The sequence below is a fragment of the Bradyrhizobium sp. CIAT3101 genome, from assembly GCF_029714945.1.
Taxonomy (GTDB): Bacteria; Pseudomonadota; Alphaproteobacteria; order Rhizobiales; family Xanthobacteraceae; genus Bradyrhizobium.
In genome coordinates, this window is record NZ_CP121634.1 from 2,775,027 (window position 1) to 2,799,257 (window position 24,231).

A 24,231-nucleotide genomic window follows, 5' to 3' on the forward strand; every position below is an offset into this window, starting at 1 on the left:
TGCAATCGGTTGCATGTCAAGCTTGCGCCCCGGCGGCGATCAAGGCATGTGTAATGTCGAGATCCCGCACAGGAGACGCCACCGGTGAAACGCGATTCCGACGGCAGGGAGCGGCGCTCAGAGATTGCGCCGACCATCAGTCAGGTCGCAAAGATTTCCGGGGTCTCGCGCGCGACCGTTTCGCGCGCCTTCACGCGCCCCGGAATGCTGAGCGAGGAGACCGTCCGGCGCGTCAAGGCGGTCGCCGACAAACTGGGATATGTGCCCAACCAGGTTGCGCGCGCATTGTCGACCGGCCGGCATGGCAACGTTGCGCTCATCGTCTCAGACGTTGCGAACCCGTTCTTTCCGCCGCTGATCAGAGCCGCCCAGCTTCACGCCGACAGGGCGGGACTTTGCGTCTTTCTGGGCAATTCGGACGAGGATCCCGCGCGTGAGGAATTGCTGCTCGGGCGGTTCATCGGCCAGGTGGAGGGGCTTGTGCTCGCCTCCTCCCGTCTGGACGAGACGCAAATCCGCATCTATGCCGCGCGCCGGCCGCTGGTGCTCATCAATCGCGACATCGACGGAATCACGCGGGTCCTGATCGATACCGCGCCTGGTGTTGCGGCCGCGATCGCGCATCTCGCCGAGCTTGGGCACCGGCACATCGCCTATGTCAGCGGCCCCACGACGTCATGGTCCAACCAGCAGCGGCGCAATGCGGTCCGAAAAGAGGCGGCGAAGCGCGGGCTCAAGGTGATCGCCATTCCGGCTCGCCCGCCATCCTACGACACCGGCCGATTGGCCGCTGTCCCGATCGTCGCCAGCGGAGTGACCGCGGCCATCGCGTTTGACGACCTCGTGGCCCAGGGGCTGCTGGCCGGGCTTGCGGCCCTCGATGTCGACGTGCCCAAATCGTTCAGCGTGGTCGGTTGCGATGATGTTCTCGGCGAAACCACGTACCCGCAGCTCACCACGGTGTCGGCGCGTTGCGCCGATGCCGGCGATGTCGCGGTTGGCCTCCTGCTCAGCCAGATGAATGGTGGCGCATCAGGCGAGATCCGCCACAAGCTGAACTCTCACCTCGTCGTTCGCGCGAGCACCGGTCCGGCGCCTGCGAAACGAAAAACCCGCTGACGATTTGGTCAACAGCCTTGGAAAGCGGCAATGGATCGCAATTGACACGCAACCGGTTGCATGACAGCCTTTGATCGGAATTTCAGAGTTCTGGGAGCGGGGACATGGCCTTCATTGCGAAATCCTTCTGGCTGTCGGCGGCCCGGTTGCTGGCGGTGGCTGCCGCCCTCCCGATGCTGGCTTCGGCTGCGTCGGCGGAGAAGCTGACCATCTGGAGCGGCTGGCCCGACCTCGCCCCGTTCTACAAGCGCGTCGGAGACCAGCTGAAGGCGAAGTATCCCGATCTCGACATCAGCGTCGAGGCCATTGCCTTGCGTGAGCATGAGAAGCGGCTGGCGCTCTCGCTTCCATCCGGCTCCGCCGGAGACGTCATCGAGATGGAGGTCGAGGCTGCGCGATATCTGGAGGCTGGCCTCATTCCCGAGCCCCCGGCCGCGATCGTGGATTTCGTCAAAGCCAATTACGACATGACGCGGGTGAAGACCGCCACGTATGACGGCAAGATTTACGGTGTGCCGCTGTTCCAGGGGCAGGGCGCGCTGTTCTACAACACCGACATGTTTGCCAAGGCCGGTCTCAATTCGCCTCCCAAGACGATGGCGGAATACACGGCCTATGCGCAGAAGCTCGTCCAACGTGACGCATCCGGCACGCCGACCGTCAGCGGCTGGAGCCTGCGTCTCAGCGGTGGTGGCTCCGGCATCGCGGAGAAATATTGGACCATCCTCTATAATCACGGCGGCACGCTGTTGGAGGAGAAGGGCGGCAAGTGGCGCGCCGCCTATGCCAACGAAGCCGGCCGCAACGCGCTCAAGCAGTACCTCGACAACGTCGTGACCTATCGGACGGTGTCGCCCGAGATGAAGGCGGACGCCGAAGCCTTCGAGCTCGGCCAGACCGCGATGTTCATCCGGGAGTCCTGGGTGATCGGCGACGTTGCCAAGAAGGCGCCCAACCTCAAATACGCGACGGCGCCATTGCCGAAGGGCACGCTGATGGTCCCGGTGGATCTCTACGTCCCCAACAAGGGGCCGAAGAACCAGATCGCCTGGGACTTCGTTCAGAAGGCGAACGAGCCGGAAAACCTGCTGTGGCTGGTCGAGAACACGGCGTGGGTGCCCAATCGCAAGGGGCTCGATTACTCCGCGGTTATCAGCAAGATCCCCCAGCTCGGCGCGTTCGTGAACACCCCGGCCGACCACGTCTTCTTCACGGTGCCCGCGATCAGTCCCGCGAGTGAAATTCTCACCCGGCTCGCGGCCCGGCTCGAGAAGGCCTTCACCGACAAATCGCTGGCAGGAAACGATGCCGCTTCGACGCTTTCCTGAAATCTGCTGCTGAGGAGAGCGACAAGATCCTCGCCCGGGAAGATCTGCTGGCTAAATGAGCGCGCAATCAATGGTCGCGTCGACACATTTGCAGCGCTAGCCGGCGGCCGCTCCGGGAGACTCCATGCGTTCCAAGCCGAAATGGCTGTTTCCGGTTCTGGCGCTGCTCCCGGTTCTCGGCCTCTATGCTTGCCTGCGCGTTTACCCAATCGCTGAGACATTGCGTCTCAGCCTGTTCAAGTGGAACATCATCTCGCGGCGCAAGCCGTTCGTCGGGTTCGACAACTTCGTCGAACTGATGAGTGATCCGCTGTTTCTCGAAGCGATCTTCAATACCACCGTCGTCGCCTTCGGCGTGCTGGTGATCACGATTCCCGTCGGGCTCGCGCTCGCTGCGCTGATCAACAGCCGGCAGGGGCTGCGGCGCAGCGGCTTCTACGAAACCTCGATCTTCCTGCCGCACGTCGTGTCGCTGGTGCCGGCGGCGATGGCCTGGAAATGGATTTTCGATGCGCGGCTCGGGCCGCTCAACGCCCTCATCGGATGGTTCGGAATCCCGGCACAGTCCTGGCTGTTCGACCCCGTCCTGTCGGTGGTCTGCCTGATCGTTCTGTGCTCCTGGCAGGCGATCGGTTATGCCGTGCTGATCTTTCTCGTCGGGTTGAAAAACGTTCCGGAGGCGCTCTACGAGGCGGCGCGGCTCGACGGCGCATCCGCGTTCCAGGCGTTCCGCTACGTCGCAATCCCGCTGCTGAAGCCGGTGATGCTGTACGTGTCGGTGATCACGCTGATCTCGTCGTACAACATTTATGCGCAGGCCTTCGTCCTGGCCTCGGACGTCCAGGGTGCGCCGGGGCATCTGGTTCGCGTGCTCGTCCTCGACATGCTCGAAAACAGCTTTCGAAATTACCGGGTCGGCTATGCCGCCGCCGAGGCCGTCGTCCTTCTCGTGATCGTGCTCATTCTCACGGGCGCGCAGTTCAGGTTGTTTCGGGATCGGAGCCGGGCGTGAGCGATCCAGACCATCCGTCCAGCGATATCGATCGCAACACGCCTGCCGGCTTCGCGATCGACGTTGTCCTATCCGTTGTCGGTCTGATGATGCTGCTGCCGCTGGTCTTCCTGATCAGCAACGCGTTCAAGACGCCGCCAGAATTGCTGGCCTGGCCGCCCACCATCATTCCAAACCAGCCGACACTGGAGAACATTCTCGGCGTGCTGCACGAAACGCCGCTGCTGCGTTGGATCGGCAATACACTGATCTTTGCAGGGATTTCGACGACCAGCATCGTCGCCACCTCCGCCATCGCCGGCTACGTGCTCGGCAAGTTCGATCTGCCTTGGTTTCCGGCCGTCTTCGGCGTCATCATCGCGACGTTAGTCGTGCCCTTCGAAGTCTACATGATCCCGCTCTATCTGAATGTTCAGGCCGCGGGTATGTTGAACACGCTGCCCGGCCTCCTGGTCGGCTATCTCGTCATGAGCTTCGGCATCTTCCTGGTGCGGCAATATGTGACGACGTCGATCCCCGACGAGCTGCTGGAAGCCGCGCGGGTGGATGGGGCAGGCGAGGGGTGGATCTTTCTGCGGATCGTGCTCCCGCTGATGCGGGGGCCGCTGGGGGCGCTTGGGGTGCTGGCGTTCTTCCAGGCCTGGACCGCGTTCGCATGGCCGCTCGTCGTGACCACCAACAAGGATACGTATACGCTCGAAGTCGGGCTGGCCCTGTTCCAGACCGGCTTCACCGTGGATATCGGCCATCTCAGCGCGGCTGCTGCGGTCGCCCTTGTTCCCAGCGCGCTGTTCTTCTCGCTGATGCGACGAAATTTCGTGCGTGGTGTGGCCGGGACCGGTTTGAAGGAATGATCGTCGCGTCCCATGGGGCTGTCGAAGGAGCGCACAGGACGTGATTGAACAGGAATACGATACAATCATCATCGGCGGAGGTTCCGCCGGAGCGACGTTGGCCGCGCGCCTCAGCGAAGATCCGTCGCATCGGGTGCTGCTGCTCGAGGCAGGGCAGGATCTTCGCACCGCCACCACGCCGGACCACATTCGCATCCCGAACCCCATGCGCGCCATCGGTGACGACGATTTTCGCTGGCCAAAGCTGCTGGCGCGACGCACCGAGCGGCAGCAGCCGCTGCTGCTCTGGCGTGGCCGCGCCATGGGCGGCAGCTCGACAATCAATGGCCAGATCGCAATCCGCGCCGTTCCTGACGACATCGACCGCTGGACGGCCGCGGGCTGCACCGGCTGGTCGTGGGACGAGCTTCTGCCCTATTTCTGCAAGCTCGAAACGGACAAGAATTTCTCCGACGCGCCCTATCACGGCGATCGCGGTCCGATCCCGGTGTACCGCGCGCCGATCCCGGATTGGGGCAATGTCGACCGCGCGCTGCGCGCCTCGGCGCTCGGCCTCGGCTATGGCTGGTGCGAGGATCACAACGCGCCCGTCGGCACCGGCGTCTCGCCCTACGCCATCAACAGCGAGGGCGGATTACGGATCTCCACCAATGACGGCTATCTGGAGCCCGCGCGCGATCGCGCCAATCTCGACATCGTCGGTCACGCGCTGGTCGATACCGTCACGTTCGAGGGCAATCGGCTGCACGCCAACGGCGTCATGGTCCGCGTGAACGGCCGATCCTATACGCCCCGTGCGACGCGTGACGTCATCCTCTGCGCGGGTGCCATCCACTCGCCGGCCATTTTGCAGCGCTCCGGCATTGGGCCTGCCGCCGTGCTGGAGAGGCTCGGCATCCCGATCCGTGCCGACTTGCCGGCGGGCGAGAATTTGCTGGACCATCCGATCGTCAACGCATTGCTGCATCTGCGCGAAGGCAGTCAGGTCAGCACGCTGATGCACCGGCACACCAATTGCTGCCTGCGCTACTCGTCCGGCCTCGCAGGCGCCGGCGAGAACGACATGATCATGATCGCCGGTAATCTTGCGCGCTCGTCGCAATCGATGGTGGAAGTCACGCTGGGGCGCATCGCCGTCTCCGTCTATCAGGCGTTCAGCCAGGGTCATGTCCGCATCGTCTCGGTCGATCCCGAGGTCGATCCTGAAGTCGAGGAGCGCATGCTGTCCGACCCCAGCGATCTCGCGCGGATGCGCGACGGCGTTCGTCGCCTGCGTGATATCTGCCTGCAGCCTGCGGTGGCCGAGATCGCTCATCGCGTCGACTATGGCGCCAGTGGACGCTCCATGGACGAGCCGCTCAGCGACGCGGAGCTCGACGACTGGTTGTTCGCCGAGTGCAGCGACGCGCAGCACGCCAGCGGCACCTGCAGAATGGGCGCAATTGGCGACGCGCGTTCGGTCGTCGATCCCGAATGCCGGGTGATCGGATGCACGGGATTGCGCGTGATCGATGCTTCGATCATGCTGGAAGTGCCGCGCGCCAACACTCACTTGACCACGGTCGCCATCGCTGAGCGCATGGCCGATCGGTTGAAGGGCGCGGCATAAGATGTGACGGGCGTGCGAGATGGTCCCAAGCCCGTTACCAGGCGAGCGGGATCCTCTGCGCAAATCCGCCGAGGTCCGAAGCCGGGCTGAGCGGCTGCCGGTCGAGCGGGCGGTTGTTGTTCTGATTGGCGAATGACGTGCCGGGTGGATAGGCGTAGTCGCTGAACTTGCGGTCGCCGGGGAGAACCTCGGTCCCGCCATCCAGCCAGGAGCGCTTGCTGACATAGATGCGTGTGCGGGAGCCGGATTGATAGGTCCGATTAGGGCCGTGCGGACCGTACTCATAGACGGCCTGTTTCGCCGGCTGCAGCCGGTTGCGCCTGCCGACCGTGTCGGCGTTGGTGGCCACGGTCGCGGCGAGGATGGCGACCAGCGCGAGACTGGTCATAACGATCGGCTTCATTGCGGACATCCCATGCGCGTTGGCTGATGTCAGCGGCTCTCGCATCGCTCCAGCGGCGTGTAAACAAGCCTTGTTTTGCCTGATATTTCTGGCGATTTGCGCAAACGCCGCGCGTAGGGCGCTATGTGCTTCGGCGGATCAATCAAACTCAATCCGCAGAAACAGTACAGCAATCTGAAAGCCACACCGTGGCCACAGCTTTCCCGTTTCAGAGCAAGTCAGGTGCTCTTGAGGTGTGGAATGTCGTTTTTGCGGGCCTGGCTTGTCGCGGCGGTCGTGGGTGGCGTGTCGATTGCAACTTCACTGACCTCGGTGCTGTTGCCGCAGCCGGTCGCGGCGGCGCAAGTCAATGATACGATCGTGGTCGAAGGTAATCGCCGCGTCGAGGCCGAGACGGTTCGCTCCTACTTCAAGGTCAGCCCCAACGGGCAGTTCGACCAGGCGGCTCTCGACGACGGTCTCAAGGCATTGATCGAGACCGGTCTGTTTCAGGATGTGAAAGTCAACCGGGCGGGCGGCCATATCGTAGTGTCGGTGGTGGAAAACGCCGTGATCGGTCGCGTTGCCTTCGAGGGCAACAAGAAGATCAAGGACGAGCAGCTCACGGCGGAGGTCCAGTCCAAGCCGCGCGGGACCTTCTCGCGCGCGATGGTGCAATCCGACACGCTGCGGATCGCCGAGATCTATCGCCGCTCGGGCCGCTACGACGTGCGCGTCACGCCTGAAATCATCGAGCAGCCGAACAATCGCGTCGATCTCGTCTTTACAGTTGAGGAGGGCGCCAAGACCGGCGTCAAATCGATCGAGTTCATCGGCAACAGCGCTTACTCGGCCGCGCGCCTGCGCGACGTGATCAAGACCCATGAGACCAATCTGCTGAGCTTCCTCTCAAGCGGTGACATCTACGATCCCGATCGTGTCGAGGCCGACCGTGACCTGATCCGCCGATTCTATCTCAAGAACGGCTTCGCCGACGCGCAGGTCGTGGCGGCGCTGACCGAATATGATCCGGATAAGAAGGGCTTCCTCGTCACCTTCAAGATCGAGGAAGGTCAGCAATACCGTGTCGGCGCGGTCGAGTTCCGCTCCAGCATCGCCAATTTCGACGCGAGCACGTTGCGCGGCATGTCGCGCGTCAATGTCGGCTCGCTCTACAATGTCGAGCTGGTCGAGAAGTCTACCGAGGAGATGCAGATCGAGGCCTCGCGCCGCGGCTACGCGTTTGCCGTGGTGCGACCGAGCGGCGACCGCAATTTCGAATCACACACCGTCTCGGTGGTGTTCAATGTCGACGAAGGCCCGCGCACCTATATCGAGCGCATCAGCCTGCGGGGCAATACCCGCACGCGCGACTACGTGATCCGCCGCGAGTTCGACATCTCCGAGGGGGACGCCTACAACCGCGCCCTAGTCGACCGCGCCGAGCGCCGGTTGAAGAACCTCGACTATTTCAAGACCGTCAAGATCACCACGGAGCCCGGCTCGTCCAGCGACCGCGTGATCCTGATCGTTGACATGGAGGAGAAGTCGACCGGCGATTTCTCGGTCTCTGGCGGCTACTCCACGACCGACGGCGCGCTCGCCGAGGTCTCGGTCTCCGAGCGCAACCTGTTCGGCAAGGGCCTCTATGCCAAGGCGTCGGTGACCTACGGCCAGTACGCCCGCGGCGTGTCGCTGTCCTTTGTCGAGCCCTATTTGCTCGACTACCGGATCGCACTCGGACTTGACACCTACTGGCGCGAGAATTTGTCGAACAGCTATACCAGCTACTCGGTGACGACGCTCGGCTTCTCGCCGCGCCTGGGCTTCGCGCTGCGCGAGGACCTGTCGCTCCAGCTCCGCTACTCGCTCTATCAGCAGACCATCACGCTCCCGACCGCCTACAACAATTGCAACAACAACGCTGCCAACACGTCGCTGGCCTTCAACCCGACGCCGGCCTACATCCAGAGCGTGCTGGGCGGAGCGGATCCCACCAACTCGACGAGCTCGGGATACTATGGCTACGGCTGCTACGCTGACGGTGAATCGAGCCTGCCGATCCGCAAGGAATTGGCGAACGGCCCGACTTTGACTTCGGCCGTGGGTTACACGCTCACCTACAACACGCTCGACAACACCAAGAACCCGAACGACGGCCTGCTCGTCGACTTCAAGCAGGATTTTGCCGGGGTGGGCGGCGACGTCACTTATCTGAAGACCGCGCTGGATACCAAATACTACACCCCGCTGGTGTCCGAGATTATCAGTGTGATCCATCTCCAGGGCGGTGTTCTCAACAAGATCGGCAACAACGATCTGCGCATGCTGGATCACTTCCAGATGGGCCCGAACCTCGTGCGCGGCTTCGCACCGAACGGTATCGGTCCGCGTGACATCACCTATGCAAGCTTCGGCGCCACCGGCGATGCGCTCGGCGGTACGAAGTACTGGGGCGCGTCCATGGAAATGCAGATGCCGTTCTGGTTCCTGCCCAAGGAAGTCGGCCTGAAGGGCGCGGTCTATGCCGATGCCGGCTCGCTCTGGGGTTATCAGGGGCCGACGTCATGGGCGGCGACGGGTGAAGTCAACACCAAGGCCTGTCCGACCTGCGGACTGCAATATGACGACAGCAGTGTGGTGCGCTCGTCGGTCGGCGTCGGCCTGATCTGGGCCTCGCCGTTCGGCCCGCTGCGCTTCGACTACGCGGTGCCGCTGACGAAGGGCAAATACGACATCGTCCAGCAGTTCAGGTTCGGCGGCGGTACGTCGTTCTAGCCTGCCAGAATTCGCCGGCAGGCGTCGACGAAGACTTGCGCGCCGGTGACGATGTCGGCATCGGCGGTGTTTTCGGTCCAGTGATGGCTGATGCCGCCGATCGAGGGCACGAACAGCATGCCGGCGGGCATGATCGTCGCGAGCATCTGTGCATCGTGACCGGCGCCGCTCGGCATGCGCAGCGATCGTCCGCCGGCCAGGGCCTTGCTCGCGGCGTCTATCGCGTCCTGGAAGCCTGTATCCATCATGGCGGGCGCGCCCACGCGGATCCGCTCCACGGTCGCGGTACAAGGGCCTTTGGCGTTGGCCTCGTCCGCCATGGTTCGCAACAGCTCTTCCAGCCGCGCGATCACGGCCGGATTGTCGTCGCGGATCTGGAATAGCATCTCCGCGCCGCCCGGAATGATGCTCGGCGCGCCCGGATCGAGCGTGATGCGGCCGGTGGTCCAGACCGTGCGGGGGCCGCACGCTGCCGGGAAACGCTCGTCGATCGCCACGCAAAATCTAGCCAACGCGAGGCCGGCGTCCTTGCGCACGGCCATGCGCGTGGTGCCGGCGTGGTTCTGCTCGCCGGTGAAATTGATGCGGTACTGCCAGATGCCGACGATGGAGGTCACCACGCCGATCGCGAGCTTGCCGCTCTCGAGCGTGTCGCCCTGCTCGATATGCGCCTCGAGATAGCCGACATGCCGTCCCGGTTCGGCCGTGACGCGCGGTCGTCCAGTGAGCCCCATGTCGCCGAGCGCATCTCGCATGGTGCGTCCATCGGTGCGATCGCGCGCGGCGTCGATCTCGGCCTCGGTCACCTGCCCGACATAGGAGCGCGAGCCGAGGAAGCTGCCGAAATGGCCTTCCTCGTCAACCCATGCGGCCACCTCGATCGAGCCGTTCACGGAGGGATCGGTATTGAGCACGCGCGCGGCCTCGAGCGCATAGACGACGCCGAGCGGGCCATCGAGCCAGCCGGCGTAGTTCTGGCTTTCCAGATGTGAGCCAGCGAGCAGTTTTGGACCCGACTTCGTGCTGGTGCCGACGATGTTGCCGATGCCGTCGATCGCGCCGGTGAGGCCAGCCTCGGGCAGCTTCCGCACCAGCCAGTCCAGCGATTGCTTGTGCGGCGCCGAGAATGTTGGCTTGTGCACGCCGGTCTTGTAGGCGCCGAGGGCACGCAGCGCATTGAGATCGGCGAGGACGCGCTCGCCATTGGCGCGGGGGTGAGTGTCAGGCATGTTCGGCAACCTTCAGAGCCTCGGTGCGGATCTCCTCGACCAGCCGTTCCTTCAGCTGGACGAATTCCGGCGTGGTCTTGATCTTGTAGGAGCGTGGATGCGGCAGGTCCACATTGATCTCGGCCTTGATCCGGCCGGGACGCGCGCTCATGACGATGACGCGGCTGCCGAGGAAGATCGCCTCCTCGATGTCGTGGGTCACGAACAGCACCGTCTTCTGGTCGCGCTCCCAGATGCCCAGCAGCATTTCCTGCATCAGGGCGCGGGTCTGGTTGTCCAGTGCGCCGAAAGGTTCGTCGAGCAGCAGGATCTTTGGATCATTGGCGAGCGCGCGCGCAATCGCGGTGCGCTGCTGCATGCCGCCGGAGAGCTGTTTTGGCCAGTGGTTCTCGAAGCCGGACAGGCCGACCTGGCGGATGAAGGCGTCGGCGATCTTGGTGCGCTCCGATTCTGAAACCCCGCGCTCGCGCAGGCCGAAGGCGATGTTCTCGCGCACGGTGAGCCAGGGAAACAGCGTGTAGGACTGGAACACCATGCCGCGATCGACGCCGGGGCCGGTTACCTCGCGCCCGTCAAGCGTGACACGCCCGCCGGTCGGGCGATCGAGGCCGGCGACGATGCGAAGCAGCGTGGACTTGCCGCAGCCGGAGGGCCCAAGGATCGTGACAAAGTCGTTGTTGCCGATGGTGAGGTCGGTCGGCTCCAGCGCTCTCGTGGGGGCGTTGCCGTGGCGCGCGGGGAAAGTTCGCGAGACCCGTTCGATCTTGAGGGTCGTCATGCGAGCCTCCACGGAAACAGCCAGGCGTTGAATGCCTTGAACATGAAATCCGAGAGGAGGCCGATCAGCCCGATGACGATGATACCGAAGATGATCTGACCAGTATTGAGCAGCGCCTGGCTGTCGGTGATCATGTGCCCGATGCCGGACGACGAGCCGATCAGCTCGGCGACGATGACGTAAGTCCAGGCCCAGCCCAGCACCAGCCGCAGGATCTCCGCGATCTCGGGTGCGGAGGAGGGCAGCAGCACGCGGCGGATGATGCCGCGGTCACTGGCGCCGAGCGTATAGGCGGCTTCCACCAGATCGCGCCGCGTCGCGCCAACTGTCACGGCGACCATCAGGATGACCTGGAATACCGAGCCGATGAAGATGACCAGCAGTTTCTGCAATTCGCCGATGCCGGCCCACAGGATCAAGAGCGGAATGAAGGCCGAGGCTGGCAGATAGCGCGCAAAGGACACGAACGGTTCGAGGAAGGCCTCGATCGGCTTGTAGGCGCCCATCAACACGCCAAGCGGTACCGCGATGATCGCGGCCAGGGCAAAGCCGCCGACGACGCGCCAGATCGTCATGCCGATGTCGAACAGAAATCCCTGCTTGGCCAGAAGGTCATAACCCTCCTGCAGCATGGTCAGCGGATTGGCGAGGAAGGTTTTTGACACATGGCCGCCGAAGGTCGCCCAGGACCAGAGGGCAACGAACAGCACGAAGAACGCGAGGCCATAGGCCACGCGCTGCCTCGATGTCACGGAATCCAGGGGACGCATCGATGGTCTATCCGAATGGTCGATCTTGCGCTGGTCCGCCGTGGGGCAGGACCAGCGCTGTGTCGGGGCTTACTTGATGAAGCTTGCGTCGTAGAGGTCCTCGACCTTCGGCGCGGACTTGATGATGCCGATCTCGAGCAGGAGGTCGGCGGCATCCTTGTTGAAGGCGAGGAAGTCGCCCGCGAAGAACTTCTGGTTCGCGGCCTTGTCCTGCCAGCGCAAATATTTGGCCGAGTTGCCGAACGCTTCGCCGGTCTGCTTCACGTCGGCGCCCATGATCTCATAGGCCTTGGCCTGGTCCTTGGCGATCATGTCGAGCGACTCGAAATAGCTGTCGGCCAGTGCCTGCGCTGCCTTCGGGTTCTCGCTGAGGAATTTCGGCGTGCAGCCGAATGTGTCCATCACGATCGGGTAGTCCAGCGTGGTGGCGATGATCTTGCCCTTGTCCGGCGCAGCACGCACGGTCGACAGATACGGCTCGTAGGTCATCGCAGCGTCGTTCTGGCCGGAGACGAAGGCCTGCGCAGCCGCAGCCGGCTCGAGGTTCACGACGGTGACGTCCTTCACCGTGAGGCCGTTCTTCTTCAGCATCCAGGCCAGCGCGAAATAGGGCGAGGTGCCGGGCGCGGATGCGGCAACGGTCTTGCCCTTCAGCTCCTTGATCGAGGAGACGTCGTTGCGCACGGCCATGCCGTCGGCGCCGAAGCTCTTGTCGAGCTGGAAGATCTGCTTGGTCGCGACGCCGTTGGCGTTCCAGGAGATCCAGGTCTCGACCGTGGTCGCCGCGCACTGCACGTCGCCGGAGGCGATCGCGAGATGGCGGTCCTTCTGCGGGATCTTCTTGATGGTGACGTCGAGGCCGTTCTTCTTGAAGATGCCGGCTTCCTTCGCCAGCGTCAGCGGCGCGAAGCCCGTCCATCCGGAGATGCCGACGCCGACCTTGACGTCGTCGGCGAGCACGGGAGTGGCGGCTGCGAGAGCAATGATTGTCGCAAAAACTGTCGAACTACGCATGATTGTCGTCCTCTTGCCGATCGATGGTTTGACGTCCTGTTGATCTCTGTCGGCCCCAATGGACCGTTGCCCGAAGCGTTGCACAATTTGTGCCGACATCGTTCTCTCAGCCTCCCTTGAATCGGGCGACAAGGCGGTGAGAGTCACCGGGATAGAGCAGCCGCACCGCAGTGATGGTGCGCGCGCTGCGCCAGGTATAGCGGTCGATCACGAGACAGGGTGCTCCGACGGCGATGTCGAGCGCTTCCGCCGTGCGGTCATCCGCGACAATGGCGCTGATCGTATGCTCGGCCTCTGTCCATGGGACATGATGGAGCAGCCACGAACCCGGCGGCTCGCGCGAAAAATCCGCGGACGCAGCATTTGGCACGGACGCGAGATCGATCAGCCGGTCCTCGACCGCAAACGGCACGTTGTCGGCGCTGTGGCGGCAGCTGATCGCAACCACCTTGCCGGCTTTCTTGACACCAAGACGCTCGCGATCGGCGGCGGTCGCGGCGCGAAGCTTGCGGCTGATCAGCTCATAGCCATAGCCGCGGCCGAGCGCCGTGATCTCGGCGCGGATGTCGGCGATCTTCAGAACTGCAGACTGATGCTGCGGCCGCCGGACGAACGAGCCGGCGCGGCGCCGGCGCTCGATCAGGTCGGCCTGCGCGAGCTCCGACAGCGCCTTGTTCACCGTCATGCGCGAGCAGCCGTAGCGTGCGACCAGCTCGTGCTCGAAGGGAATGCGGTGGCCGGGTGGCCATTCGCCGGTCAGGATACGCTTTTCGATGTCGGCGCGGATGCGCTTGTAGAGCGTGGGCTTGTCGGCCGCGTCGGTGGCGAGGCTCATGCAACGAGCCTCCGCACCGCTGCGTTGAAGCGTCCGCGCGCAGCCTGACGCAATTGATGCCGGCCACTCTCGACAAGCTTGTTGCCGCCGGCCCAGACGCAATCGATCGCGCCGTTGCCTGCCGCAAAGATCCAGCCGTCGATCGCGGCGTCGCGCGCGCGTCCTGCCAGCGACGGATGTGCAGCGTCCAGCGTGACGATGTCGGCACGCGCACCCGGTGTGAGGCCTGCAATCGGCTGTGCCAGAGCCCGGGCGCCTCCCGCAAGAGCGACGTCGAACAGCGTGCGACCGGTCGAACGGCCGGCGCCGGCTGAGAGCACGTTGCGCGCGCGGTGCTTCAGCCGCTGGCCGTATTCAAGCTGACGCAGCTCGTCGGCCGCGCCGACCAGCACGTTGGAATCGGTGCCGACACCGAACAGCCCGCCGGCGTCGAGAAATTCCCGCCCCGGAAAGATGCCGTCGCCAAGGCTCGCCTCGGTGACAGGGCAGAGACCCGCCACCGCGCCGGTCTTCGCGAATGCACCGACTTCTTCATCCGTCATGTGGGTCGCGTGAATGAGGCACCAGCGTCGATCGGCCGGCGCATGCTCCAGCAGCCATTGCACCGGGCGTCGTCCCGACCAGGCCAGGCAATCCTCGACCTCCTTCACCTGCTCGGCGGCATGAATGTGCACAGGTCCGCCCTCGGCGAGCGGAATGATCGCCGCGAGCTCGTCCGGCGCCACTGCGCGCAGACTGTGCGGTGCGATGCCGATATTGGCGCCCGGCAAGTTTGCGATCGCCTTGCGCGAGGCGGCCATCAGCTTGGCGAATTGATCGACAGAGTTGATGAAGCGGCGCTGGCCGTCGTGCGGCGCGGCGCTGCCGAAGGAGCCATGCGCATAAAAACTTGGCAGCAGCGTCAGCCCGATGCCGGAGGCTTCGGCAGCCTGCGCAATGCGTGCGGCCATCTCGGCGGGATCGGCGTAGTGCGAGCCGTCGCGATCGTGATGCAGATAATGGAATTCGCCGACGCGGGTAAATCCCTGCTCCAGCATCTCGACATAAAGCAGGGTCGCGACAGCGGCGACATCGTCCGGCGTCATTGCCAGCGCAAAGCGGTACATCGTTTCGCGCCAGGTCCAGAACGTATCGGTGCTGTCGCCGCGCAGTTCGGCAAGCCCTGCCATGCCGCGCTGGAAGGCGTGGCTGTGCAGGCTCGCCAATCCCGGAATCGCGATGGCGTGGCGCTCGTCGGCGGCGGCAGGCGCAACGCCCGGCGTCACCTCCGCGATCGCGCCGGCGGTGATCACCACCTGCACGTCATTGGCCCAGCCCGAGGGCAGGAGCGCGGAGGCGAAATGCAGTCGGGTCATGTTTGCACACCGGCTGGACAGAACCGCCTTACGATTATATGTCTAGACATATAAGTCAAGCATCCCACGGCCAAGGGACACACGCATGGCAGAGCGCTTCGACCGGATCTGGCACAACGCCCGGCTTGCCACGATGCGGGCCGATCGTCCCGACCTCGGCGAGATCGAGCGTGGCGTCATCGCCATACGCGACGGCCACATCGCCTATGCCGGCGCAGCCGCAGACTTCCCGGCGGATGCGGATGCGATCCAGCGGGTCGATTGCGAGGGCCGCTGGATCACGCCCGGCCTCGTCGACTGCCACACTCATCTCGTCTATGGCGGCAACCGCGCGCATGAATTCGAGCTGCGCCTGAAGGGCGCGAGCTACGAGGAGATTGCGCGCGCCGGCGGCGGCATCGTTTCGACCGTGGCTGCGACGCGCAGGGCAAGCGAAGCGGAACTCGTCGCAAGCGCATTGCCCCGGCTCGATGCGCTGATCGGCGAGGGCGCCACCACGGTCGAGATCAAGTCCGGCTATGGCCTGGACACCGAGACCGAGATGCGCCAGCTCACGGCCGCGCGGAGCCTCGGTCGCCAGCGGAAGATCGCAATCCGCACCTCGTTCCTCGGCGCGCACGCGCTGCCGCTGGAAGCCGAAGGCGATAAGGATCGCTATATAGATCTCGTCTGCAACGAGATGCTGCCGGCTGTCGCAAAGGCGGGCCTTGCTGATGCCGTTGATGCCTTCATGGAGGGCATCGCGTTCTCGGCGGAGCAAGCTGCGCTGGTGTTCGAGGCGGCGAGGGCGCTTGGTCTGCCGGTCAAGCTCCATGCCGATCAGCTCTCGAATCTCGGCGGCGCTGCGCTCGCCGCGAAATTCTCGGCGCTGTCTGCCGATCACCTGGAGCACACCGACGAAGCCGGCGCGAGTGCGATGGCGAAGGCCGGAACGGTGGCCGTGCTGCTGCCCGGCGCCTTCTATTTCATCCGTGAGACGCAGAAGCCGCCGGTCGAGGCGTTCCGCAAGCACGGCGTTCCCATGGCGCTGGCGACCGACTGCAATCCCGGCAGCTCGCCGCTGACCTCCTTGCTGCTCGCCATGAACATGGGCGCGACGCTGTTCCGGATGAATGTGGCCGAGTGCCTCGCCGGCGTCACCCGCGAAGGCGCGCGGGCGCTCGGTGTGCTGGAGGAGACCGGCACGCTGGAAGCCGGAAAATGGTGCGACCTCGCGATCTGGGACATCGAGCGTCCCGCCGAGCTCGTCTACCGCATCGGCTTCAATCCGCTGCACCGCCGTGTCTGGAGGGGCCAGTGACCGGGCAGGGCGCAACAATCGTCGTCAGGCCGGGTACGGTGAGCCTCGACGATCTTGCGCGTGTGCTGGCTGGCGATTCCGTCGAACTCGATCCCGCGTTCTGGCCGCGCGTCGAGGCGGCTGCGCAGATTGTCGCCAAGGCCGCGCAGGCTGCCGCGCCGGTCTATGGCATCAACACCGGCTTCGGAAAGCTGGCCTCAAGACGGATTCCGCCCGATCAGACCGCGCTGCTCCAGCGCAATCTCATCGTCTCGCATTGCTGCGGTGTCGGCCCGGCCACGCCGGAGGCGATTGTGCGATTGATGATGGCGCTCAAAATCGTCTCGCTCGGCCGCGGCGCCTCCGGCGTGCGCCGCGAGGTCATCGAGCAGCTTCAGAAGATGCTTGCGCGCGGTGTCTACCCGCTGGTCCCGCAGCAGGGCTCGGTCGGCGCCTCCGGCGATCTCGCACCGCTCGCGCACATGACCGCAGTGATGATCGGCGAAGGGCAGGCGATCGTCGATGGCAAGACGGTGTCAGGCAGCGAGGCGCTGGCCGCGGCCGGCCTTGCGCCGCTGACGCTCGGCCCCAAGGAAGGGCTCGCGCTGATCAACGGCACGCAGTTCTCGACGGCCTACGCCATCGCCGGCGTGCTGCGCGCATTTCGCCTGGCCCGTGCCGCCCTCGTCACAGGGGCGCTGTCGGTCGATGCTGCGATGGCATCGACCGTGCCGTTCCGTCCCGAGATCCAGGCGTTGCGCGGTCATCCCGGGCAAATTGCCGCGGCGGCAACGCTGACCGCACTGCTCGACGGCAGCGATATCCGTCTGTCTCATCTCGACGGCGACGAGCGCGTGCAGGATCCCTACTGCCTGCGCTGCCAGCCCCAGGTTGCGGGTGCTGCGCTCGATCTGATCACGCAGGCCGCGCGCACGCTGATCGTCGAGGCGAATGCCGTCACCGATAATCCGCTGGTGCTGGTCGAGACCGGCGAGATCGTCTCCGGCGGCAATTTCCACGCCGAGCCGGTCGCCTTTGCCGCCGATACGATCGCGCTGGTGTTGTCGGAGATCGGCGCGATCAGCGAGCGTCGCATCGCCACGCTGGTCGATCCAGCGCTCAATTTCGGCCTGCCGCCGTTCCTCACCCCCGATCCCGGCATCAATTCCGGCTTCATGATCGCGGAGGTGACGGCGGCCGCACTCTATGCCGAGAACAAGCAGCGCGCCGCGGCTTGCTCGATCGACTCGACGCCGACCAGCGCCAACCAGGAAGACCACGTCTCGATGGCCGCGCATGCCGCGCGGCGGCTTTCCGATATGGCCGACAATCTTGCGGCGATCCTCGGCATCGAGCTTCTGGTCGCAGCCCAGGGCATCACGCTGCGCGCGCCCCATGCAACCAGCTCGCCGCTCGTTGCGGTTATCGCCTTGCTTCGCGAGCAGGTCGCGGAGCTCGGTGCCGATCGCTACATGGCCGACGACCTCGCCAAAGCCGCCGCGCTGATCGAAGCTGATGCGCTCCCGGCCGTCGCGCTCACTTCGCTCTCAACCGATCCATTTCCAAGACTTGTCTGAAGAGGTCTTCATGAACCGCCGACTGGACAATGACCGCACCATCCGCGCCCCTCGCGGCAGCGACATCAGCGCCAAGAGCTGGCTGACCGAAGCACCGCTCCGCATGCTCATGAACAATCTCGATCCCGATGTCGCCGAGCGCCCGAGCGAGCTCGTCGTCTATGGCGGCATCGGCCGCGCCGCGCGCGATTGGGAGAGTTTTGATCGGATCACGGCCGCCTTGCGCAAGCTCGAGAACGACCAGACGCTGCTGGTTCAGTCCGGCAAGCCGGTCGGCGTGTTCCGAACCCATGCGGATGCGCCGCGTGTGCTGATCGCGAACTCCAACATCGTGCCGCATTGGGCGACGCTCGACCATTTCAACGAGCTCGATCGCCTGGGCCTGATGATGTACGGCCAGATGACCGCGGGCTCCTGGATCTATATCGGCAGCCAGGGCATCGTGCAGGGCACTTACGAGACCTTCGTGGAGGTCGGCCGTCGCCATTATGGCGGCAGCCTTGCCGGCAAATGGATTCTCACCGCCGGCCTCGGCGGCATGGGCGGCGCGCAGCCGCTGGCCGCGACCATGGCGGGCGCGTCGATGCTCGCGGTCGAATGCCAGCCGAGCCGCATTGAGATGCGCCTGCGCACCGGCTATCTCGATCGTCAGGCCGCAACGCTCGACGAAGCGCTGGCGATCATGGCGGAAGCTGCGACAACGAAGAAGGCCGTTTCGGTCGGACTGCTCGGCAATGCCGCGGAGATTTTCCCTGAGCTGGTGCGCCGCGGCGTCAAGCCCGACATCGTCACCGACCAGACCAGCGCGCATGATCCGATCAACGGCTATCTGCCGAAGGGCTGGACGCTGGCCGATTGGGAATCCAAGCGCGCCTCCGATCCGAAGGGCGTCGAGCGGGCGTCGAAGACGTCGATGGTCGAGCACGTCCAGGCCTTGCTGGATTTCCACGCGCAGGGCATTCCGACGCTCGACTACGGCAACAATATCCGCCAGATGGCGCAGGACATGGGGCTGAAGAACGCCTTCGACTTCCCCGGCTTCGTGCCGGCCTATATCCGTCCGCTGTTCTGCCGTGGCGTCGGGCCGTTCCGCTGGGCCGCGCTGTCGGGCGATCCCGAGGACATCTTCAAGACCGACGCCAAGGTCAAGGAGCTGATGCCCGACGACAAGCATCTGCACAATTGGCTCGACATGGCGAAGGAACGCATCAAGTTCCAGGGCCTGCCGGCGCGGATCTGCTGGGTCGGCCTCGGCGATCGCCATCGCCTCGGCCTTGCTTTCAACGAGATGGTCGCGCGCGGCGAATTGAAGGCGCCGATCGTGATCGGCCGCGACCATCTCGACAGCGGCTCGGTGGCAAGCCCGAACCGCGAGACCGAGGCGATGAAGGATGGCTCGGATGCGGTATCCGACTGGCCGCTGCTCAATGCGCTGCTCAATTGCGCCAGCGGCGCGACCTGGGTCTCGCTGCATCATGGCGGCGGCGTCGGCATCGGCTATTCGCAGCACGCCGGCATGGTGATCGTCGCCGATGGTACGCCGGAAGCCGCAAAGCGCATCGAGCGCGTGCTGTGGAACGATCCGGCTTCCGGCGTCATGCGCCATGCGGATGCGGGCTACGACATTGCGATCGACTGCGCTCGCGACAAGGGGCTCGATCTGCCGAGCCTTGCGAAGTAGCTAGCCGCGCACCAGGAGCTTCGGCATCGTCGTCTTGGCGCCGTCCATGAAGGTCTGGACGGCGTCACGGACGATCGCGTCGAGATCGGACGGGATCGGCGTTTCGTAGATGAATTTGCGGATGGCGAGATAGAAGATGCGGCCGTGCAGGCCCCAGAACAGCTCGGTCTCGCGTTCGCCGAGCGGATGGGCGTTTGCATCGGGCAATTTCAGATCGTGCCGCAGCTCGGCCGCCGCGGGCTCGATGATCTCGCGGCGGACGATGTCGAGATAGCGGCCCGTGATGCCGAACGACTTCATGCCGGATGAGACGAAGATCCGCACCCAATTGTACTCGAACACGCGCTCGACATAGTCGAGATAGAAGCGCGTCAGCCGCGCCTCCAGCGACTGTGAGCGGTCGCGGATCAGTGGACCCCAGTCCGGCGACCAGCGGCTGAGATAGACCTCCTGGTAGACCCGCTCGATCAGCGCCTCCTTGCTCGGGAAGTGGCGATAGATCGCCGAATGGGTGATGCCCATGCGTTTTGCCAGTTCGCGGGTCTGGCCTTCAAAACCGCGCTCGGCAAAGAAGCGGATGGCTTCGTCGACGATCGCCCGCTCGCGGTCGGGCGCGCGCATGTTGCGGCGCTTTGGCGCGGCCTTGTCCGTCTCGGCCCTTCGTCGGGCCGGTCGCTTCGCCGTCTTCTGCGTCTTCTTCGCCATTTGACCGTGAATCGCGATCTCTTCCGCCTTCTTAGCCTAAAGGTGCATTTGTGACCAAATGGTCATTTCCTGTTGACCGCTCTCCGGCGGCGTGTCAGGATTTTGAGACCAGATGGTTACAAATCTGGCATCCCGGCTGATGAGCCGATGGATCTCGAGGAAACGGCGGTGAAGGCGAGGGCTTTCAGCTATTTTCGTGCTGCGACGATCGACCAGGCGCTGGATGCTCATGCGCGCGCTGGCGACGACGCGCGCTTCATTGCCGGCGGCCAGAGCCTCGTGCCGGCGCTGTCGTTGCGGCTGCAGGCGCCGCGGCTCCTGATCGACATCACCCACATTGCTGAGATGCGCGGCGTCAGGCGCGAAGGCGGCTTTTTGCGCATCGGCGCGCTGACGCGCCATTGCGAAATGCTGAGCGAGCCGCTGATCGCCGAGTTCGCGCCGCTGTTGCACGCGGCCGCGCCCTTCGTTGCCCACCCCGCGATCCGCAATCGCGGCACGTTCGGCGGCAGCGTCGCGCTCGCCGATCCCGCCTCCGAATTTCCGGCGATGACGCTGGCGCTCGATGCCGAGATCGAGATCGCCGGCTCCTCCGGTACCCGACGCATCAAGGCCGACGATTTCTTCCTCGACCTGTTCGAGACCGCCTTGCAGCCCGGTGAACTGATTACCGCAATCCACATTCCCTTGTTCAAGGCTGACCAGCGCTTTGCCTTCGATGAATTGGCACGCCGTCGCGGCGATTATGCGCTGGTCGGCTGCGGCATGCTCGCAACCTGCGCCGGCGACCACATCGACGACATCCGCATCTCCTTCTTTTCGGTCGGCAATATTCCAACGCGCGTGAAGGGCGCCGAGGCGGCCCTGATCGGGTCGAGCCTGGATGCGGAGCGTATCGCCGCTGCACAAGTTGCGCTCGAAAGCGACCTCGCGCCGCCCGACAGCGACGAGGTGCCGCCGGCGATGCGGCTGCATCTCGCGCGCGTGCTGCTGGGGCGCCTGCTCGGGCGGTTGAGGGACGGTGCATGAGTGGCTTCGACGAATCCCTGCTGGATGAAGTCGACGAGACCGTGCGCGTCCGCTTCGTCGTCAACGGCCGCAAGGTCGCCTGCGAGGTTGCGCCGCGCGAGACGCTGGTCGATTGCCTGCGCAACGCGCTGGAGCTGACCGGCACTCATGCCGGCTGCGAGATGGGCGCTTGCGGCGCTTGTCTCGTGCAGATCGACGGTCGCGCCGTGCATTCCTGCCTGATGTTCGCGGTGCAGGCCGACGGCGCCGAGATCAACACCATCGAAGGCCTTACCGAGAGCGGCGTCATCGCCGATCTCCAGGCTGAATTCCATCGCCGCAACGCGCTGCAATGCGGCTTCTGCACGCCGGGCATGCTGGTGAACGCGCAAGAGCTGCTCTCGCAGGTGGCGGAGCCGAGCCGTGAGGACATCCGCGACGCGCTGTCGGGCAATTGCTGCCGTTGCACCGGATACGAGGCGATCGTCGATGCGATCGACGCCGTTGCCAAAGCACGGCGGGAAGCCGGGGGTACGCCATGAGCGCGCCGCTGACCTCGCTCGATCGTCCCAACTCCTATATCGGCCGCTCGGTGCCGCGGCCCAACGCCAAGCGCCTGCTGGCTGGACGTGGACGCTATGTCAGTGATCTCAAGCTGCCGCGTATGCTTTATGCCGCGTTCCTGCGCAGCCCGCATGCCCATGCGAAGATCGTCGCGATTAAGACAGACGAAGCGCGCGCCCTCGAAGGCGTGCATCTCGTCGCGACCGGCGAGGATCTGGCAAAGATCTGCACGTCCTGGACCGGCACGCTCGATCACTTCAAGGGCATGACCTCCACACCGCAATGGCCACTGCCGCTCGAGCGCGTCGTCTGGGCCGGGCAGGCGGTGGTCGCGGTCGTTGCCGAGAGCCGGGCGATTGCCGAGGATGCGCTGGAGCGGATCAGGGTCGACTACGAGGACCTCCCGCTGGTCGTGGATATCGACGCGGCGCGCCGGGCTGGCGGGCCGCTGATCAATGCCGGTAGCACCAACAATGTCTGCTTCCGTAGCCAGCTCGATAGCGGCACCGTCGATGATGCCTTCGCGCACGCCGCCCACGTGGTGGAAGAGGAATTTTCGTTCGGCCGTCACACCGCGGTGACGCTGGAGCCGCGCGCCATCGTCGCTGATTACGATCCGTCCGCGGGCATGCTCACTGTGCATCACGCGACGCAGACGCCGTATCAGTTCCAGGACCTCTATTCGCGCCATTACGGCATCCCCGAGGCCCGTGTCCGCGTCATCGCGACCGACATCGGCGGCTCCTTCGGGATGAAGTTGCACGTCTATCACGAGGACATGGCGGTGGTCGGCCTCTCGATCCTGCTCGGCCGTCCCGTCAAATACGTCGCCGACCGCATCGAATCCTTCGTCTCCGACATCCACGCCCGCGATCATCGCGTCCGGGCCCGCATGGCGCTCGACGCCACGGGCGAGATTCTTGCGATGGACGTGCTAGATCTCACTGCGATCGGGGCTTTCTCGACCTATCCGCGCACCAGCGTGGTCGAGGGCAACCAGGTGATCCGCCTGATGGGCGGTCCCTATCGCTTCAAGAACTATCGCGCCACGCTGGAAGTGCTGTTCCAGAACAAGGTGCAGACCAGCCAGTATCGCGCCGTTGGCCATCCCATCGCCTGCGCCGTCACCGAGCGGCTGGTCGATATGGCTGCAAGCAAGGTTGGCCTCGATCCCTTCGCGATCCGTGCGCGGAACGTCATCGCCGACGATTCCTATCCGCAGACTTCGCCGACCGGCTACCGTTTCGAGGCGTTGTCGCATCAGGCGTGTTTGAAGCGCCTGCACGAGATGATGGATTACGACTCCTTGCGTGCCGAGCAGGCGGACTTGCGCAAGCGCGGCGTCTATCGCGGCATCGGGATTGCGACATTCATCGAGATCACCAATCCGGGGCCGGCCTTCTATGGTGTCGGCGGTGCGCGCATCTCCTCGCAGGACGGTGCCATTCTGAGCCTGACGCCGTCCGGCGAGGTACGTTGCCTGATCTCCGTCACCGAGCAGGGACAGGGCACCGAGGCGATCATCGGCCAGATCGTGGCCGATCAGCTCGGTATCGCGCAGGACCATGTCAAGGTCGTCACCGGCGATACCGAGGTCACGCCGCATGGCGGCGCCACCTGGGCCTGCCGCGGCGCCGGCATCGGTGGCGAGACCGCACTGCAGGCCACGCGCGTGCTCAAACGCAACATTCTGGAGATCGCGGCGCTCATCCTTCAGGAGCAACCGGCGGCGCTCGATATCATCGACGGCCAGGTGGTGGATGCCGCGACGCGGCAGCAGCGTCTGCCGATCTCCGAGATCGCGCGCATTGCCTATTTCCGCTCCGACACCCTGCCGCCGGGAACGCAACCGCAGCTCACCGTCAGTCATCACTTCGCGCCGCAAGGCTATCCCTTCGCCTTCACGAACGGCATCCAGGGCTGCTCGCTGGAGGTCGATGTCGAGACCGGCTTCATCAAGGTGTTGAAGCATTTCATCGTCGAGGATTGCGGTCGCGTCATCAATCCGATGCTGGTGGATGAGCAGCTTCGCGGCGGCATTGTGCAGGGGTTGGGTGCGGCCCTGTTCGAGGAATGCCGCTACAGCGAAACCGGCCAGCTCATGAACGGTTCGCTTGCGGACTACCTCGTGCCGATGCCGATGGAGATGCCCGACATCCTGATCGCGCATGTCGAGACGCCGACCGCCGACACCGAGCTCGGCGCCAAGGGGGTTGGGGAGGCCGGCACGGCCGCAGCGTCCGCCTGCGTGCTCAACGCGGTCAACGATGCGCTTTCGCCGTTCGATGCCACGATCAATGCGATCCCGATCACGCCCACAAGAGTCCTGAAAGCCCTGAAGCGATTCTAGAAAA

Annotated in this window: 20 protein-coding genes; 12 read left to right on the plus strand and 8 right to left on the minus strand. The window is 64.6% G+C overall.

The window, feature by feature from the left end; genetic code table 11:
• Positions 1 to 84 precede the first annotated feature (84 nt).
• The 5 genes from QA645_RS12955 to QA645_RS12975 all read left to right on the plus strand — a co-directional run bounded on the left by QA645_RS12955 (position 85) and on the right by QA645_RS12975 (position 5,922).
• Complete coding sequence (locus tag QA645_RS12955) at positions 85 to 1,119, plus strand: LacI family DNA-binding transcriptional regulator (RefSeq protein WP_283050641.1); 1,035 nt, start codon at positions 85 to 87, stop codon at positions 1,117 to 1,119.
• A gap of 104 nt (positions 1,120 to 1,223) precedes the next feature.
• Complete coding sequence (locus QA645_RS12960; protein WP_283050646.1) at positions 1,224 to 2,447, plus strand: extracellular solute-binding protein; 1,224 nt, start codon at positions 1,224 to 1,226, stop codon at positions 2,445 to 2,447.
• Positions 2,448 to 2,571: 124 nt separating this feature from the next.
• A complete protein-coding gene (locus QA645_RS12965; protein ID WP_283050648.1) occupies positions 2,572 to 3,459 on the plus strand; it encodes a sugar ABC transporter permease in 888 nt (295 codons plus the stop codon).
• Positions 3,456 to 4,313, plus strand: a complete 858-nt coding sequence (locus QA645_RS12970; RefSeq protein WP_283050650.1) for a carbohydrate ABC transporter permease — start codon at positions 3,456 to 3,458, stop codon at positions 4,311 to 4,313. Before QA645_RS12965 ends, QA645_RS12970 begins: the two co-directional genes overlap by 4 nt.
• A 40-nt stretch (positions 4,314 to 4,353) precedes the next feature.
• Positions 4,354 to 5,922 carry a GMC family oxidoreductase N-terminal domain-containing protein gene (locus tag QA645_RS12975; protein WP_283050652.1) on the plus strand — a complete coding sequence of 523 codons (1,569 nt, stop codon included), beginning with the start codon at positions 4,354 to 4,356 and terminating at the stop codon, positions 5,920 to 5,922.
• 34 nt (positions 5,923 to 5,956) lie between these two features.
• Here QA645_RS12975 and QA645_RS12980 read toward each other — a convergent pair whose 3' ends face one another.
• The gene (locus tag QA645_RS12980) at positions 5,957 to 6,325 is read right to left on the minus strand and encodes a hypothetical protein (protein ID WP_283050653.1); all 369 of its coding nucleotides are present in this window, start codon (positions 6,323 to 6,325) and stop codon (positions 5,957 to 5,959) included.
• A 240-nt stretch (positions 6,326 to 6,565) separates the two neighbouring features.
• Between QA645_RS12980 and bamA the strand changes: the two genes are divergently transcribed.
• Positions 6,566 to 9,082 (plus strand): outer membrane protein assembly factor BamA, encoded by a 2,517-nt coding sequence (gene bamA, locus QA645_RS12985; RefSeq protein ID WP_283050654.1) that lies wholly within the window; start codon positions 6,566 to 6,568, stop codon positions 9,080 to 9,082.
• Here bamA and QA645_RS12990 read toward each other — a convergent pair.
• From QA645_RS12990 to QA645_RS13015, 6 genes are all read right to left on the minus strand, one after another.
• On the minus strand, positions 9,079 to 10,311 hold the full coding sequence (locus QA645_RS12990) for a Zn-dependent hydrolase (RefSeq protein WP_283050656.1): 1,233 nt from the start codon (positions 10,309 to 10,311) through the stop codon (positions 9,079 to 9,081). The two genes, bamA and QA645_RS12990, sit on opposite strands and share 4 nt — an antisense overlap.
• The gene (locus QA645_RS12995; RefSeq protein ID WP_283050658.1) at positions 10,304 to 11,089 is read right to left on the minus strand and encodes an ABC transporter ATP-binding protein; all 786 of its coding nucleotides are present in this window, start codon (positions 11,087 to 11,089) and stop codon (positions 10,304 to 10,306) included. The genes QA645_RS12990 and QA645_RS12995 overlap by 8 nt, the downstream gene beginning before the upstream one ends.
• Positions 11,086 to 11,859 carry an ABC transporter permease gene (locus tag QA645_RS13000; protein ID WP_254132995.1) on the minus strand — a complete coding sequence of 258 codons (774 nt, stop codon included), beginning with the start codon at positions 11,857 to 11,859 and terminating at the stop codon, positions 11,086 to 11,088. The genes QA645_RS12995 and QA645_RS13000 overlap by 4 nt, the downstream gene beginning before the upstream one ends.
• Positions 11,860 to 11,928: 69 nt before the next feature.
• On the minus strand, positions 11,929 to 12,873 hold the full coding sequence (locus tag QA645_RS13005; RefSeq protein ID WP_283050660.1) for an ABC transporter substrate-binding protein: 945 nt from the start codon (positions 12,871 to 12,873) through the stop codon (positions 11,929 to 11,931).
• Between the two features lie 106 nt (positions 12,874 to 12,979).
• Positions 12,980 to 13,708, minus strand: a complete 729-nt coding sequence (gene hutC, locus QA645_RS13010; RefSeq protein ID WP_254132993.1) for a histidine utilization repressor — start codon at positions 13,706 to 13,708, stop codon at positions 12,980 to 12,982.
• Positions 13,705 to 15,063, minus strand: coding sequence for a formimidoylglutamate deiminase (locus tag QA645_RS13015; protein ID WP_283050662.1), 1,359 nt, complete (start codon positions 15,061 to 15,063; stop codon positions 13,705 to 13,707). Before QA645_RS13015 ends, hutC begins: the two co-directional genes overlap by 4 nt.
• 85 nt (positions 15,064 to 15,148) lie before the next feature.
• Between QA645_RS13015 and hutI the strand changes: the two genes are divergently transcribed.
• Genes hutI through hutU form a run of 3 tightly spaced genes read left to right on the plus strand, consistent with a single transcriptional unit; the run spans position 15,149 to position 19,600 of the window.
• Entirely contained in the window at positions 15,149 to 16,363 is a 1,215-nt protein-coding gene (gene hutI / locus QA645_RS13020; protein WP_283050663.1) for an imidazolonepropionase, read from the plus strand.
• A complete protein-coding gene (gene hutH / locus QA645_RS13025) occupies positions 16,360 to 17,919 on the plus strand; it encodes a histidine ammonia-lyase (RefSeq protein WP_283050665.1) in 1,560 nt (519 codons plus the stop codon). Before hutI ends, hutH begins: the two co-directional genes overlap by 4 nt.
• Positions 17,920 to 17,929: 10 nt before the next feature.
• Complete coding sequence (gene hutU, locus QA645_RS13030) at positions 17,930 to 19,600, plus strand: urocanate hydratase (protein WP_283050667.1); 1,671 nt, start codon at positions 17,930 to 17,932, stop codon at positions 19,598 to 19,600.
• Here the strand turns inward: hutU and QA645_RS13035 are convergent, their stop codons facing one another.
• Positions 19,601 to 20,221, minus strand: coding sequence for a TetR/AcrR family transcriptional regulator (locus tag QA645_RS13035; protein WP_283053174.1), 621 nt, complete (start codon positions 20,219 to 20,221; stop codon positions 19,601 to 19,603).
• A 252-nt stretch (positions 20,222 to 20,473) separates the two neighbouring features.
• On the opposite strand from QA645_RS13035, the gene QA645_RS13040 reads away from it, so the two are divergent.
• From QA645_RS13040 to QA645_RS13050, 3 genes are read left to right on the plus strand one after another with little or no spacing between them, the layout of a single operon-like run.
• Positions 20,474 to 21,334 carry a xanthine dehydrogenase family protein subunit M gene (locus tag QA645_RS13040; RefSeq protein ID WP_283053176.1) on the plus strand — a complete coding sequence of 287 codons (861 nt, stop codon included), beginning with the start codon at positions 20,474 to 20,476 and terminating at the stop codon, positions 21,332 to 21,334.
• Complete coding sequence (locus QA645_RS13045) at positions 21,331 to 21,855, plus strand: (2Fe-2S)-binding protein (RefSeq protein WP_283050668.1); 525 nt, start codon at positions 21,331 to 21,333, stop codon at positions 21,853 to 21,855. The genes QA645_RS13040 and QA645_RS13045 overlap by 4 nt, the downstream gene beginning before the upstream one ends.
• Positions 21,852 to 24,227: a xanthine dehydrogenase family protein molybdopterin-binding subunit gene (locus tag QA645_RS13050; RefSeq protein ID WP_283050670.1), complete on the plus strand. Its 2,376-nt coding sequence runs from the start codon at positions 21,852 to 21,854 to the stop codon at positions 24,225 to 24,227. Before QA645_RS13045 ends, QA645_RS13050 begins: the two co-directional genes overlap by 4 nt.
• The last annotated feature ends 4 nt before the right edge of the window (positions 24,228 to 24,231 follow it).